Genomic DNA, 15,141 nt, shown 5'->3' with positions numbered 1-15,141 from the left:
GACGGCGGCATCCCGTTAGACGCCGACACGCGGACGACCGAGCGTGACTGTTACCCGAACTCCACGACCCGGTACGTCTGTTTCGCGTGGTGGCTGCCGGTCGATCACGCCAACGAACTCCAGACGGACTCCGTCGGGTTCGACCTCGGGTTCTACACCGAGCAGTGCCGTCACAACGACGGCTCTCGGGTACCGGCCGAGTGAGTTCGACCGCGGATGTGACTACCTCTTCTCGCCGACCGATACGCTGACTCGACGTCACAGTCGAAATTTCGCTCAGCATGTCGTAGGCTGTCTCTTCCTGAATCATCGACCCTGTCTCCGCAATCAGGACGTCTCTAAATCACAGCTTCGGAGAATCAGTCGCCGACTGAAAAATAGCCGAAACGGCATGTATTGCCGTCGATTCGACCAATTGACTCATTAGATAAGCCCGGATAGGCCGACCCCTCACACGGTAATCGGCAGCAACCCGTCAAACAGGTGGTAGTAACCTGCCAAACAGGTCGTTCAAGTGATCGACCGATGGCTGTTAGCTGTCTAACAGTCGAGTGGGGATCCCACGCTGCCGGGCCGATGGGTGTGATCGAATATGCAAAGCGAACGGCCGTTCAGCAAGCCACCGGACACCAGCGCGGCCGAACACGCGCGCGAGTACAGGACCAGACAAGAGAGCGGTCTTCACTGTTCGACTCTCGCATCTGTTGAAGACCAGCCGGCGATCGTCACGGACCAATCGAATTATCGGAACACAGTCATCGGGAGGCCGCTTCGCAGTCGATGACAGACCGTCGAATCACGCGTCGGCAGGTCCTCGGTGGGCTCGGAACGGCGGGAATGGCATCCGTCGCGATAGCGCAGTTCGGGTCGGCCGAGACGAAGTACACGAACGCGACCGTCCTCAGCGACGCTGACGACACGCCCGTGCTCACCATCGAGTGGCGCGAGCAGTACAACGGGCAGGTCGTCGACCGGGCGTCGGTCGACTCGGAGACGCCCGAGGGAGAACTGCCGGCGTTCGTGACGTCGAACCTTCTCCCCGGCGATTCGGGCGGGGTGCTGTTGCATATGACAGTGCCACCGTCGACAGGGCACCCCGAGACGTGTCTCTCCTTCGAGATGCGTGTCGAGGTCAGCGAACGAGGCGAAACCGAACCGGAGTGGAATTCCGAGGCCTCGACATCGATGGACGAGGCTATCGACGCCACCGTCTGGTACGACACCGGCCCCTTCCGGTCGAACGTCCTGTTCCCGTGTAACGGGCGTCGGGACCCTGGCGAGAAAGTGCTGGCGAGCGGTTCGCTGAGGTCTGTCACCGACACACTCTCCGGTTCGTCGTCGCCGGTCGAAGTGTCCTGCCTCACTCCTTCGGATTCGCTCTGTCTCGGATTCGACTGGCACCTCGACGAGGACGTGACGAACGCGGTGCAATCGGACCGGGCCACTGTGGCGTTCGACGTCGTGATCGAATCGAGTGGAGGACGTGACTCGTGACCTCCCTACAGACGGTATTACTGGAGGTCCGACACGGGAGGACCAGCCATGCCTGAGGAGTGGGACCGCCGCTCTCTACTCAAGAACGCTGCTGCCGCGGGGCTGATCGGATTCACCGGCGGATCGTTCGTCCACCTCCTCACCACACACGGCGGCACTCGGGCAACATTCAACGACGCTGAAACCTACTCCGGACTGATTGGGGCCTCGCAACTAGATCTCCGGATGGCAGCGGCCGTCACCTACGACGGAACGACGACGACCACTCCGACACAGCCCGTCGACGAGTTTCCGCAATCGTTCGAGCGGGAACAGACGATTGAGTTCTCGTTCGACGACATCGGGCCCGACGCGACCGGGCGGGCTATCGTCGCCTTCGTCGTCTGTGACACTCCGTCGGACGTGACCGTTCGCGTTCGCACAGAGGGCGACGCCGACCTGGCCGAGGCCATCGAGGTGACGCTGTGGAGGGAGGAGACGCCAGATGTGAGTAGCACCCCCGGCGATTCGCCGCTGTACGCCGGGACGCTCGCACCGTTCCTGACGGAACCAGTTCAGATGGCGGTGGGCGACTGTGTCGGGTGTCAGCCACTCGGCCTCGGCCTCGAATGGGAATTTACAGGACGCACCGACAGTCTTGCTGGTACCTCCCTGAGCCTCGCTCTCGATTTTCACGCCCGACAGTGCGACAACCGAAACGAATCAGGATGATGGACAGCACGAATCCCTATCGACGATGCAGAGCCAACCAGCGAACAGAGCAAGAGGAGTGGCCGGGCGACGGAGGTGAGGCACGTGTCCGGAGTTAATCGCGCCCTCAAAGTCCTCGGGACGCTCGCGTTAGTGGCAGTCGTCCTGCCGTTCGCGGCCGTCGGTGGTGCGAACCTCGCAGACGGCTACTCGAGTCACGTCGTCGTCAGTGGCAGCATGGAACCGGCGATCGGCGTCGGTGACGTCGTCATCATCGACCACACGCCGGGGGCGATCCAGGAGGGCGACGTCGTCACCTACACCCGTGGCGACGACAGACTCCCGACGACTCACCGGGTCGTCGACGTCACGACCCAGAACGGGCAACAGGTGTACGTCACCAAAGGCGACGCGAACGAGGAGCGTGACCCCACGCCGGTGCCACGGCAACAGGTCGTCGGGGACGTGTTCCTGACGATTCCGTACATCGGGCACGTCCTCACGTTCGCCGATACGACCTACGGGTTCGCCGCGCTGGTCGTCGTTCCCCTCGGGCTCTTGCTACTGAACGAAGTGTGGACCTTCTTTACGGCGGCGAACGAGTCCAGCGACGAAATGGCCGCTGGTGGCGACGACGAGGGCAGTCAGTCCGCTCCCACCGACGGCACGGACGACAGCAATGAGACCATAACGCTCTCGGCGAGCGAGATCCAACTCGCACTCGTTCCAACGGCGGCCCTGACAGTGGTTAGCGCCTGGATTACCTACGACATGCGGTCGGGTGCCGCGGCCGCGATAACGACTGCGTCCGGGGTCAGTCTGTTGGTCGGCCTCGGGATGATCGTCTCCAGTAGCGGATCGGCCGACGGAGCAGATACGGGCGGCGAGGACGAGTCTGAGAGTCCCGCAGACATCAGCACGGGGACGCTACCGGCGGTCACTGCCCCCGTCTCCGTCGACGACGCCCGTCTCGTGCCCGTCGAGTCGGTCGAGGTGGTCGCTGCCTGTGCCAAGGATATGGATCGCTGTGTTCTCTGGGACCCACGCGTGAACGAGTACTACCTCCCGAACGACGATCACATCTACCGCTGTCAGTCGGCGATCGAACCGAGCGCGGAGACGCTGTCGACATCCGTTAGTGAGGAGTCCGACGCCGATCCTGCAGCGATGGTAGCGGAGGAACAGTCTGACGAACCGGAGAACGGATCGTCGATGCAGAACGACTCCGAAGCTATCGAGTACCGAATACCGGAGGAATCCGATGACACCTGATCCGACGTCTGGACAGAAAATCGCTGTGTTGGTGGTCGTGGCGGCAATCCTCCTCACGACTGGGGCCGGTGGCTTCTACACGGCGAGCGTACTGAGCGATAGCGAGTCAGTGGTCAGTTCGTTCTCGGTCGGCAACGCCGGGAACGTAGATGGGACGGCCGAGACGACGTCCGCGACCGAGACTGCAACGGAGACCGAAACGCAAACTCAGACTGCGACTACGACGACCGAGACTGCAACAGAGACCGAAACGCAAACTCAGACTGCGACTACGGCGACCGAGACTACTACAGACACGGCGACCGAGACTGCAACCAAGACCGAAACTACGACATAGTCTGAGACGGCGGCGTCGCTGCGTCAGCGACTCATTAGGGTATCGAGAAGTACGTAGTACGACTGTTTTCGAGCAACTTGGGACACTGGTCAATCCATTCGACCCAGTATTTCGAACACGCCTAGTCCAACCCCTGTCTGTGACGCGATAGCCTGTCTTCTCGCTTGAACAGTCCTTAGAGTCGCGCGTTCCGAGGCGTCGTCGACCCCAACCTTGGGAAAGTGCCCCGCCTAGGAGTTGGTGGAGGCACGAAAACGTGACTAGTGTGGCTGGGAGCAGGAACGCGTCGCGAAGAGGTGGACGTGTGGCGTCGCCCGCAAATGACGGCCGTCGGCCTGCTGAAGCGCTCTCGACGGCGTCGACGATGTGACGCTCTCCGTATCGCGTCACCAGAAGTAGACAGCATTCGGACCATTCGTTCTCAGGGGGACTCCAACCTTGGCAGTGTCTCCGGGTTTGCCCTAATCTTGGAACCTCTCGGAAATCGGTGAAGAAGAGTGCCAGTCGAGTCGGACACAACACCGTCGCCGTCGACAGGCCCACGCACCGTCGCCTTCACGAGACATGACCTACAGCGCACAGAGCGCATCGTCCAACCCTTCGTTCCCAATCTTCACCTCACCACTAGCGGGCGTTCTTGACAACGTTGGGAACACGACGGACCGTTCGAGACACACTTCATACCGAGTTAGCTCCCGTCGACGCCGTCAGGACAGTCTGTCGGAGCGCGCCAACGCTGGGGTGATTGACCGACTATCGGTTGGGATTCTATATGTCCGTTCAGGAATCTTCGCCGACGGCGTCGAACAGCAGTTACTCAACATGCGACAATCGTAGCATTACGACGGTTCGAACACGGTACTTGCCCCTATGTTCCCTCGTCGCTGTCCTGCAAACCCCGATACGTCTCTGCCCGTCGCGCCCAAACTGGCTCCATTACCTCCCGAACGTCGACGTAGAGGTCGTACAGGTCGGCGTAGGTCGGGGCAAGTTCCTCACGGGGTGTGTATCGTCGCTCGACGCCAACCATCTCGTCGACGGCGTCGTCAAGCGGGGCGTGCTCCTCCAACCCGACTGCGAGGACGATTGCGGCGCCCTTCGCACCGAGTTCCGAGCCGTCGGGAACGACGACGGGGCGGTCGAGGCAATCAGCGATGTGTTCTTTCCGAACGACGGCGTCTGCGGTGAGTGCTGGAGACTGCCATGACGCTCACTGCACAGTCGCCAACGACTGTTCACTGATGTGGTATACACCGATTAACAATGCCGTCTCTGACGAGACTGTGTCCCCATGGGTGAGGTAGCGAACAAGCCGGATGGCGAGTGTGGACAGGATACGGAGACTGAGGCAGACGAAGAGCCGAAACGAGACGTCAGCCTGGTAGCGGTCTCCGAAGCAGAACGGCGGTGTGGCATCTCGTTGCACGCCGACTCGGACGCAGACGAAGCGCCCTGAACAGTTGATAAGCGGGCAAGAGATATCGCTGTTCGGACCGTGACCGGTTCCATGCACCACCGCACCACCGGTCTGGGCTGCACCGAAACCTGTCACCAAGTGCGGGAAAGAGTGGTATCTGTGACGGAAAACATCAATTGGTTGGATATGGCGAACTTCGAAAAACAGGTATTAGAATTTGAATACAGATAGGTAGATTTTAAACACAGAATACAGGATAATGGGTTAATATGTGGATTAAAATCGGAATCAAGAACCATATCGAAATAGAGAGCCACTGTATAATACTGCCAGGCCAGAATATGTGTTATTCTACGTGTGTCTATGCCTAGACCCATCTCGAAAGTGTTGCTCGTGGAACTGCCCTGTGGTACGGAGAACGCGCTGTCGTTCACGGACGACTCCAGCAGTTCGACGCGTAGGCACCGTCTCGTCCCTGTCTCCGTCCGAACGGGACAGTCTCCACGTTGAGTCTGTCCCGGACCAACGGCGACGGATGTCAAACAGATGTACTTCTGTTAGGGGGTTTGCAAGCTTGGGTCGGCGGTCACTCCCGCTGATACAGGTCGGCGATTGCTCGCCAGCGGCCGAAGTACGACTCCCGGTCCTGTTCGTACCGGTCGGTGAGTTTTGGGTCGGGGTCGACGACGGTCCGACGGCGGAGCAGTCGCTCCTTGGCCTCTTCGGGGGTCTTGTACTCCGAGGAGATGAGGGTCGCCGGAATCAAGAGTCCCGCTATCGTCCGCGGTTCCATCTCGACTATCTGGCGGTCCCAAATCGACGCGCGGTGGCGGTTCCACCAGTCGTAGTTGTCGTTCGCCGCCGGGGCGTCGTCGTTCAGTATCCGGACTTGGTCGATGGTGGTGTCGAAGTGGTCCTCGATGAGTGAGAGGTACGTCCACTCAGCGAGGATGATGCCGGTCGTCAGGCCACGTGCCAACCGCCCGTGGACGGTCTCTGTGGATAGCGAACGGTCGTACTTCAGGCCGAGGAGCGAACTGGCGATGTCGTCGTCGAAGAACGGGCCGCGGTTTCCCTCCAGGAATATCTCGTACTCGTCTCCGGCGGGGGTGGATTTCGCGAGTTCGAGGCCGCGTTTCGTCGTGGTGTCCAGTACGCGGTCGAAGAACCAACGAAGTGCCTCGCCGCTGTCGAAGGCGGCGCCCGGAAGGTACCCCTTCAAGGGGTGGCGGTGGTAGTACAGTGCGTCGTGTTCGGTAATCGACTCGGAGACGTACTTGACGACGCTGGTGCCGCCGAAGGTGACGCTGAAGTCTCCGGGTTCGAAACAGCCGTTGGCGAGCACGAACGCGTTTCCGTCGGTGACGCCTTGGAACAGACGGAGGCCGTCGAGTCCCGTTCGCTGGGCCAGTTCGCTGTTGGCCGTCCCGATGAACGACCCCGGGGGTCGAATCGTCGGCAGGAGCGAGGGCGAGAGGCCGACGCTCTCGTAGAGGAAGTCGTACCACTCCGGGACGGACGCCGTCATGTCGGCACCGAACTTGAGGGCGTTCGTCCAGTCCGTCTCGATGTGCCGCCAGCGGGTGGACGTACCGTGGTACAATCGGTAGAGAAGCCACGTGGTCGGACTCAGAATCCACGCCACCTTCGAGAACCTGTCGGGGTACTCCTCTCGGAGACGGAGGACCTTCGCGAGGGGGGCCGTCGGCGACAGTGCGATGTCGAGACCGGGTTCGCTAGAGGTATCGACCGACCGTTGAAGCCGTTCGGCCTGCTCCGGTGCCGATTCGTGGTACATCTGGGGTTCGAAAACCGGTTCGCCGTACTCGTCGACGAGAACGGCAGTTCCTGACGTACTGGCGACCGAACAGATACCGTGGCCGGGTAACGACGGTGTCGCCCCGCCGAGCGCGCGCTCCCAGGCGACGGTCGTCTGCTCGGTAATCTCGACGGCGTCCCTCGTCAGCAACTCACCGTCGAGGTCGTAGGCCGCGACGTGAATAGCCGACGGACTGAGGTAGATTCCGACGAGGTGTGTATCGTGCATGTGGTAGTCGTCCAATCGACAGATAATGTAGCTTGGGGTGACGTCCCGACTGACTGAGTTCTGCGTTTCAGAACACTCTATCGCCTACTGAGATTGTAATCCACCTGGTTCTGTCCTGCTGTGAGTGTTTATATTCTGTTCACGGTCGCCTCACTCCCTCGTCGTACGATATCTGATTACGAAATATGTTCTGATTTAGAGAATAACTGTTCTACGTATCTAACTGGTAGTGTCCCGAACTGTAGTCTGTCTCGCCCGGGACAGCGGGTACGAACCTGCTAGCGTCCGAATGCGTGCATTCGGTCCTCGAAGTCAGGAACGTGCCGAGACCCGGCGGTCGGGCAGATGCCGACGGATGCTTTGCGGACCGTCACCGTCGTCCCTGTTTCCGTCCTACGTCCACAATCCACCCTGCAACGGCATCCAGGCGGGGATAGCAGGTGATTACCTGAGCCAGCCTGTTCTATTGTAGAGAATATTTGTTCTGTCAAATAGAAACCCTCCGAGGGGCCAGCTATGAGTACCGTCGCCCTCGGTTCGAGAAACAGTTTTATTGTATCCGACACCAGTTGTCGATGCGTATGTCAGCAAGTTCGTCGATAGAGACGGATGTCCTCGTCATCGGTGCCGGGCCGGGCGGGTACGTCGCAGCGATTCGAGGGGGCCAACTCGGACTCGATGTCACGTTAGTGGAAAAAGACGCCTTCGGCGGGGTGTGCCTCAATCGGGGCTGTATCCCCTCGAAAGCGCTCATCTCCGCGACTGACCTCGCCCACCGGGCGGAGTCGGCCGCCGAGATGGGAATCGACGCCGAGGTCTCCACGGATTTCGAGCGCATGGTCGAGTGGAAGGACGGTATCGTCGACCAACTCACCGGCGGCGTCGAGCAACTGTGTAATGCGAATGGCGTCCGGTTGGTCGAAGGGCAGGCGGAGTTCCTCGACGACTCGAGAGTTCGCGTCGAGAGCGAGAGCGACGCTCCCGACCGAATTCGGTTTCAGAATGCCATCGTCGCCACGGGGAGTCGGCCGATACAGCTCCCCGGATTCGAGTTCGGAGACGACCACGTGCTGAGCTCGCGGGACGCGCTTTCGGCCGACAGCGTTCCGGACCGCCTCCTCACCGTCGGAGCGGGCTACATCGGACTGGAACTCTCCACCGTGTACGCGAAGCTCGGCAGCGACGTGACTGTCGTCGAGATGCTCGACGGCGTACTGCCGACCTACGAGGACGACGTCGGGGAGGTCGTCCGGAGACGTGCCGAGAGGCTCGGTATCGACTTCAACTTCGGCGAGTCGGCGCAGGGGTGGGAACGGACGGACGACGGTGTCAGCGTGACGACAGAGACGGAGGCCGGTGAGACCGTCGAGTACGGGGCCAACGAGGTCCTCGTCGCCATCGGACGCGAACCGCTCACCGAGACGCTCGCCCTCTCGAGCGCGGGCGTGGGGACGACGGACGACGGGTTCGTCCGGACGGACTCGCAGTGCCGAACGGACGTCTCGCACATCTACGCAATCGGGGACGTGAGCGGCGAACCGATGCTCGCCCACGCAGCGAGTCAGGAGGGACTGGTCGCCGTGCAGGACATCGCCGGCGAACCGTTGAACGCGGGGGACCGGATAGTGCCCGCCGCCGTGTTCACCGACCCGGAGGTCGGAACCGTCGGGATGACCGAAGCGGAAGCGGAGGCGGTGGGTTTCGACCCGGTGGTCGGCCAGATGCCGTTCAGCGCGAGCGGTCGCGCGATGACGACCGGAGAGACCGACGGCTTCGTCCGGGTCGTCGCCAGCAGCGACGGCGGCCTGTTGGGGGCACAGATAGTCGGTCCGGAGGCGTCGGAACTCGTCGCGGAACTCGCCTTCGCAATAAAGCACCGGGCCACCCTCTCTGACGTCGCCGAGACGATTCACGTCCATCCGACGCTGTCCGAGGCGGTGATGGAGGCCGCAGAGAACGCGCTCGGACAAGCGATACACACGATGAACTGACCGTTCTCCTCGAAGACGGCCCCAGCGTCAGTCCTGTTCGACGACGACTTTCACGCTGCTCTTGTCGCCGATGAGCTTCTCGAACCCGTCTTCGACGATGCTGTCCAACCCGATGCGGTCCGTGACGAGGGACCCGCCATCGAAGTGACCGGCGTCCAGCATCCCGATAGCCGTCTCGTAGTCGTCACGAGAGCGAGCGCCGCCGTGGTACGCTCGCGTCCCGTTCATCGAGCGCTCGAACATGCTCACGTCGTTCGGATCCAGTTCGGCGCGGTCCTCGAAGACGCTGACGACCGTGGTGTGGCCGCCGCGCTTGGTGCTCTGGACGAGTTGGTTCAACGCCGCTTCGATACCGGACACTTCGAAGCCGACGTCGGCACCGACGTCCGTCTCGGTTGCGACGACCGCCTCTAGCGACTCCTCGGTCGGGTCGACCAGCACGTCCGCGCCCGAGTCCGCGGCGAGTGCTCGCCGGTCGTCGTTGGGTTCGGAGACGACTATCCGCTCGGCGCCGGCCGCCCGCGCCGACTGCACGACGGTCAGTCCGATGGGACCGGCACCAGTCACGACCACGTCGTCGCCCAACTGGAGACCGGATTGCCGGACGGCGTGGACGCCGACGCTGAACGGTTCCACGAGCGCGCCCTCGACGAGCGACATCCCCTCGCGGAGCGGAATCGCGTTCTGTGCGGGGACGACGACCTGTTCGGCGAAGCCGCCACCGCCGCCCGAGAGGCCAATGAACCCGAGCGACTCACAGAGGTTCTGCCTCCCCGTATTGCAGTATCGGCAGTCGCCACACGACAGGATGGGATTCACCGCTACCCGGTCACCAGCGGACAGGGAGGTTACGTTCTCGCCGACGTCGCGCACGACGCCGCTGAACTCGTGGCCCATCGTGACGGGCGCCGTCTCGCCGGTGAGTGGATGGGGGTCCTCCGTCGGGACGAATATCGGGCCGGCGACGTACTCGTGGAGGTCCGATCCACAGATGCCGGCCGCGCCCACGTCGAGTCGGACGTCGTCGGGTCCGAGTTCCGGTTCCGGTCGGTCTTCGATACGAACGTCTTGCTGGCCGTAGTACACTGCAGCACGCATACCAGAAACCCTCACTCGCGGCGTATAATAGTATCGCCGGGACCAACAGGCGAGAGCGGCGGTGGCGCCGCTCTGGGGTTCTATATCGAGCGGGTGTCAGGGTGCCGGGGGTTACGATTCGACGGTCCGTGTGCTGTCCAGTTGCTGCTCGGTCGGCGGTTCAGGCGACACTCTTCTGGCCCTGGCGGCGCTTCGCGATTCCGTGGTACACCGTGTCGCCGGTCCCGACGTCGAACAGGTGTATCTTCTCGCCCGGGATCGTGAACGAGACGGTCGTGCCGATGTCGGGGATGGCCTCGCGCGAGGTGATGACGGAGTACTCGTTGTCGGCTTCCATGTAGACGACCGCGTCGCTGCCGGTGGGTTCGGTGACCATCACCTCGGCGTTGCCCGAGATGTCGCCGTCCCCTCCAAGGACGATGTCTTCCGGGCGGATACCGAGGACGTACTCGCCGTCGGTGAGGTCGGTCCCGCTGTCGGGCAGTTCTATCTCGAAGTCCGGTCCGGTGATGGTCCCGTTCGAGAGGGTCACGTCGGCGAAGTTCATCGTCAACTCACCGATGAAGCGGGCGACGAACTGGTTGATCGGGCGGTCGTAGATTTCGCCCGGCGTGTCGACCTGCTGAATCTGGCCATCGTTCATGACGACGATGCGGTCGGCCATCGTCATCGCTTCCTCTTGGTCGTGCGTGACGTATATCGTCGTGTTCTCCAGTTCGTTGTGCAGGCGCTGGAACTCCGTCCGCATCTGAATCTTTAGTTTGGCGTCGAGGTTGCTGAGCGGTTCGTCCATCAGGAACACGCCGGGGTCCTGTACGATGGCTCGGCCCAGCGCGACGCGCTGTTTCTGCCCACCGGAAAGCTGGTCTGGTTTCTTTTCCAGGGTTTCCTGGATGTCCATCATCGCCGCGAACTCCTCGACGCGCTCCTCTATTTCGTCCTTCGAGAAGTCGGTCGACTTTCGCAGGCCGTAGCTCATGTTGCCTCTGACGGTTCGATGGGGGTACAACGCGTAGTTCTGGAATACCATCGCGATGTCACGGTTCTGTGGCGGCGCCTCTGTCACGTCCACGTCGCCGATGGAGATGGTGCCCTCACTGGGAGTTTCGAGGCCGGCGATCATTCGGAGCGTCGTCGACTTTCCGCTGCCGGAGGGGCCGACGATGACGAGGAACTCGCCCTCATTGATATCGAGGTCGACATCGTCGACGGCGATTATCTCCCCCTCTGGACTGTCGAATCGCTTGATTACGTTGCTGAGTTCTACCCGAGCCATAGAATGGTATTCACGAGTGTATATAATAATTGTTGTGGTGACTGCCGGTAGCTCGGTGGCGGTCACGCCGGCAGAATCCAGCGAAAAAACGGTCGGCGGTTCGGACGGGGGGCATACCGATCGTCGTAGATTGTTTCCGGATAGCGTCGACCCGTGGCCGGCGCTCCCGGTAAATCGCCACGACAGTCGGTATCAGTCGATGCCGCTGTCGGCGGAGATGCCGGCGACGAGATACTTGCTGAGGAAGTACGCGAGTACCAGCACCGGAGCGACCGTGATGATTATCGCGGCGGCCATGTGCGACACCAGCAGGTCACTCGACGTGACGTACGTGGAGACCAACACCGGCATCGTCCGGAGGTCGCCGTCGGTCGTCAGGAGGAACGGGAAGACGAAGTTGTTCCACGAGTAGATGAAGATGAGGATGCCGGTCGCGAAGAATGCCGGCTTGAGATTCGGGACGACGGTGTACAGCAGCGCCTCGATTCGCGTGTCGCCGTCGACCATCGCCGCCTCCTCCAGTTCCTCCGGGAACTCCTCGAAGAAGGAGGTGAGGAACCAGACCGCGAAGGGAATCGCGAAGGTCATGTAGGCGAGCACGACGGTGATTCGGGAGTTGAGGATGCCGATTCGGTCGAAGGCGATGAACATAGAGAGGCTGAACGCGATGGGCGGAACCATGATGGGGAAGAGGAACGCGACTTTGAGTCGGTCCCCGCCGATGTCGTACCGTGCCATCGCGTAGGCCGCGGCACCGCCGAGCACGAGCGCGACGACGGTCGTCACCCCGGCCACGAAGAACGTGTTTCCGAGATAGAGCAGCGCCGGGTCGCGACTGAACATCAACTGGAACGACTCGAGCGTCGGCGTGAAGTTCGTCGCCCCCGGACGGAACGCCAGTTCTTCCGGCTTGAGCGCCGTCCAGACGATCCACAGGAACGGGAACACCGTCAGCACCGACGCGACGACGAGTATCGCGTCGGCGAGCAGTTCCGTCTTCCGCGAGTTGATGAGCGGCGAGTCAGAAGACATCTTCCATCCCCCCGGATCGGTAGACGACGTAGAGCAACGCCAGCAGCATCAGCGTCACCGTGACGGCCTGTGAGGCGGCCGTCGCCATCCCGAAGTCCCTGAAGCCGATTTCGTAGATGATGTAGCTTATCGTCTCCGTGCTGCTCCCGGGTCCGCCAGCCGTCATGGCGAGGACTTTCGGGAACACCTTCGACGCCTCGATGAGCCGAACGAAGACGGCCACCCCGATGACGGGGTACATCATCGGGAGCGTCACGTCGAAGAACATCTCGATGCGCCCCGCGCCGTCGGTTCGCGCGGCTTCGTGAGGTGCTTCCGGCAACCCCTCGAGCCCCGCGAGGAGCAGTATCGTCATAAACGAGGTCCACTCCCAGATGTCCGCGATGATTATCGCAGCCAGCGCGTACGTCGGGTTCGAGAGCCACGCGATGTTGATACCGACCTGTGACAGCAGATGCGGAATGATGCCGATACCGCTCTGGAACATGAACCGGAACATCAGCCCGACGGCGATCCACGTGACGAACATCGGCATCAACAGGACTGGCAGGAAAACCTTGCGGCGCTTGGGACGACCCCACAGCAGGAGCGCCAGCAGGAATCCCAACACCAACTGGACCGAGACGGCCGAGACGATGAAGATACCCGTCGTTGCGAGCGCTGACCGGGCGCGGGCGGACTGGAGGATGTTGTTCCGGTAGTTCTCCAGCCCGATGAACGTCATATCCACCGACGTGACGAGGTTGAAGTCGGTGAGGCTTATCCAGATGAGCGCCAGCAGGGGAAGCACCGTCGCGGCGAGCAGCAGGATGACCGCTGGTGCCGTCAGCGTCCACTCGACCGGGAGTTGCTCCTCTATCCAGCGGAAGGTCCGATGCCGACGCCCGTGTTGTTGTTCTGTTGCCATTGTGAGTCCCCTACTGCTTACGACATCGCGTCCTCGACGGCCGAGATGCCGTCGTCGATGGCGTCCTCGACTGACTTCGATCCGGACAGCGCCGCCGACAACTCGATGCCGTTGGCCCGGTTGGCTTCGAGCGCCCCCGGATACTTCGAGATGGGCTTGCCGCCCGAGATGAGGTCTTGGAGGTTCGACCAGAGGTTCGGGTTCGACTCGATGACCTCCTCGTCGTTTAGCGTGTCGGTACAGACGGGCGAGCCGCCGTTGAGGATGCGCTGTTTCCGGTTCTCGAAGGCGTTGGCCCACTCGATGAACTGCCACGCGGCGTCGATGCGGGCGTCCGAGAGGTTCGACGGGATGCCCAGCGACCACGACCCCACGGCGGGCGAGCCCCCCGGAGTGTCGTACTGGCGAATCGTCCCTGTATCGCCGAGGCTATCCTGCATGTTCCGGTAGAAGATGTTGTAGTTGATGGCGGAGAACCCGTTGCCGGCACCCATGGTCTCGGAGACGGAAGGGAAGCCCCACGACGTCGAGTCCGGCGGGGCGGCGTTCTCGAACAGTTCAAGGTAGTACTTCGTGGCCTGGATGGCCTCCTCGCGGTAATCACCGTACTTGACGTTCCCCTTGGTGTCGATGAAGGTACCACCCAGTCCCTGGAAGAGCCCCAGCCACTGGTCGTTGGCCTTCGTCCCGCGCTGGCCCATCAGCACCGACCCGTACATCTCCTCGTCGGTGTAGTCGGTCATCCACGAGGCCATGTCGACGTACTCCTCGACGGTCTCGGCCGGGCCGAACTCGCTCCCGAACTCCTGCTGATAGGCCTCTTGGTACTCCGAATCCTCGAGGATGTCCTGCCGATACCCGGCCCCGAGCGTCCACTGCCAGAACGGGAGCGTGTAGTTCGTCCCTTCGAAGGTGGCGACGGTGTTCCAGATTTCGTCGATGTACGCGTCCTGACTGACCACGTCGCTGTCCGAGACCCGGTCCCCGATGGGGACGAGCTGCTCCCCTTTGGCGAAGTCACCCACCCAGTAGGTGTCGATGGTCATTACGTCGTAAGAACTGGTCCCGGTCGCGACCTGCGTGGCGGCCTTCTCCTGCACCTGATTGTATCCGAACGTCTCGAAGGTCACGTCGATGCCGGTCTCCTCCGTGAACTGGTCTGTCATCTCCTTGAGGACGAGGTTGTCGGCGACGCCCTCAGCGAGGACAGTTATCTCGTCGACGGAGCCCCCCGAACCCCCGCCGGACGAACCGCCGTCACCGCCGCCACCGCCGTCACCGCCACAGCCGGCGAGGCCGGCGATGCCTGCGGCACCGGCGGCTCTGAGGAACGACCGTCGGTCGAGTCCGCGTCCCCTGAGTGAGGAACGGGTAGTTCCACTGCTGTCGTGCTTACGCTGGTCACTGGCTTTTCTCGTCATGTGTACGTTCCTATCATACCCATGCTAGTATATAAAACTACGTATTAAATCCATATATAATCTGTCTTACATATCTCCCAGGAGCAGAACAGGTGAGAATCGAGTCGTAGAAACACAGCGGCGGGCAAAGGCCCGAACGGAATAGCTGGGGCAGTCGTG

At 61.8% G+C, this 15,141-nt stretch carries 12 protein-coding genes; 5 read left to right on the top strand and 7 right to left on the bottom strand.

The window, feature by feature from the left end; all coding sequences use genetic code 11:
* Positions 1–780 precede the first annotated feature (780 nt).
* From Hhyl6_RS10470 to Hhyl6_RS10455, 4 genes are all read left to right on the top strand, one after another.
* On the top strand, positions 781–1,494 hold the full coding sequence (locus tag Hhyl6_RS10470; RefSeq protein ID WP_483739137.1) for a hypothetical protein: 714 nt from the start codon (positions 781–783) through the stop codon (positions 1,492–1,494).
* Between the two features lie 48 nt (positions 1,495–1,542).
* The gene (locus Hhyl6_RS10465) at positions 1,543–2,205 is read left to right on the top strand and encodes a hypothetical protein (RefSeq protein ID WP_483739136.1); all 663 of its coding nucleotides are present in this window, start codon (positions 1,543–1,545) and stop codon (positions 2,203–2,205) included.
* A gap of 84 nt (positions 2,206–2,289) precedes the next feature.
* Entirely contained in the window at positions 2,290–3,456 is a 1,167-nt protein-coding gene (locus Hhyl6_RS10460) for a signal peptidase I (RefSeq protein ID WP_483739135.1), read from the top strand.
* Positions 3,446–3,793: a hypothetical protein gene (locus tag Hhyl6_RS10455; protein WP_483739134.1), complete on the top strand. Its 348-nt coding sequence runs from the start codon at positions 3,446–3,448 to the stop codon at positions 3,791–3,793. Before Hhyl6_RS10460 ends, Hhyl6_RS10455 begins: the two co-directional genes overlap by 11 nt.
* Before the next feature lie 868 nt (positions 3,794–4,661).
* On the opposite strand, the gene Hhyl6_RS10450 is transcribed toward Hhyl6_RS10455, so the two are convergent.
* Both Hhyl6_RS10450 and Hhyl6_RS10445 read right to left on the bottom strand, forming a co-directional pair.
* A complete protein-coding gene (locus tag Hhyl6_RS10450) occupies positions 4,662–4,862 on the bottom strand; it encodes a hypothetical protein (RefSeq protein WP_483739133.1) in 201 nt (66 codons plus the stop codon).
* A 934-nt stretch (positions 4,863–5,796) separates the two neighbouring features.
* The gene (locus Hhyl6_RS10445) at positions 5,797–7,257 is read right to left on the bottom strand and encodes an FGGY family carbohydrate kinase (protein WP_483739132.1); all 1,461 of its coding nucleotides are present in this window, start codon (positions 7,255–7,257) and stop codon (positions 5,797–5,799) included.
* Positions 7,258–7,838: 581 nt separating this feature from the next.
* On the opposite strand from Hhyl6_RS10445, the gene lpdA reads away from it, so the two are divergent.
* Complete coding sequence (lpdA, locus tag Hhyl6_RS10440) at positions 7,839–9,248, top strand: dihydrolipoyl dehydrogenase (protein ID WP_483739131.1); 1,410 nt, start codon at positions 7,839–7,841, stop codon at positions 9,246–9,248.
* A 27-nt stretch (positions 9,249–9,275) separates the two neighbouring features.
* Here lpdA and Hhyl6_RS10435 read toward each other — a convergent pair whose 3' ends face one another.
* From Hhyl6_RS10435 to Hhyl6_RS10415, 5 genes are all read right to left on the bottom strand, one after another.
* The gene (locus Hhyl6_RS10435; RefSeq protein WP_483739130.1) at positions 9,276–10,346 is read right to left on the bottom strand and encodes a 2,3-butanediol dehydrogenase; all 1,071 of its coding nucleotides are present in this window, start codon (positions 10,344–10,346) and stop codon (positions 9,276–9,278) included.
* Positions 10,347–10,506: 160 nt separating this feature from the next.
* Positions 10,507–11,622: an ABC transporter ATP-binding protein gene (locus Hhyl6_RS10430; protein ID WP_483739129.1), complete on the bottom strand. Its 1,116-nt coding sequence runs from the start codon at positions 11,620–11,622 to the stop codon at positions 10,507–10,509.
* Positions 11,623–11,814: 192 nt separating this feature from the next.
* Positions 11,815–12,654 carry a carbohydrate ABC transporter permease gene (locus tag Hhyl6_RS10425; protein WP_483739128.1) on the bottom strand — a complete coding sequence of 280 codons (840 nt, stop codon included), beginning with the start codon at positions 12,652–12,654 and terminating at the stop codon, positions 11,815–11,817.
* Positions 12,644–13,561: a carbohydrate ABC transporter permease gene (locus Hhyl6_RS10420; RefSeq protein WP_483739127.1), complete on the bottom strand. Its 918-nt coding sequence runs from the start codon at positions 13,559–13,561 to the stop codon at positions 12,644–12,646. Before Hhyl6_RS10420 ends, Hhyl6_RS10425 begins: the two co-directional genes overlap by 11 nt.
* 17 nt (positions 13,562–13,578) lie before the next feature.
* On the bottom strand, positions 13,579–14,982 hold the full coding sequence (locus Hhyl6_RS10415) for an extracellular solute-binding protein (RefSeq protein WP_483739126.1): 1,404 nt from the start codon (positions 14,980–14,982) through the stop codon (positions 13,579–13,581).
* Positions 14,983–15,141: the final 159 nt, after the last annotated feature.

This window comes from Haloarcula sp. H-hyl6 (genome assembly GCF_056934455.1).
This window is presented reverse-complemented; position numbering and strand designations above follow the sequence as displayed.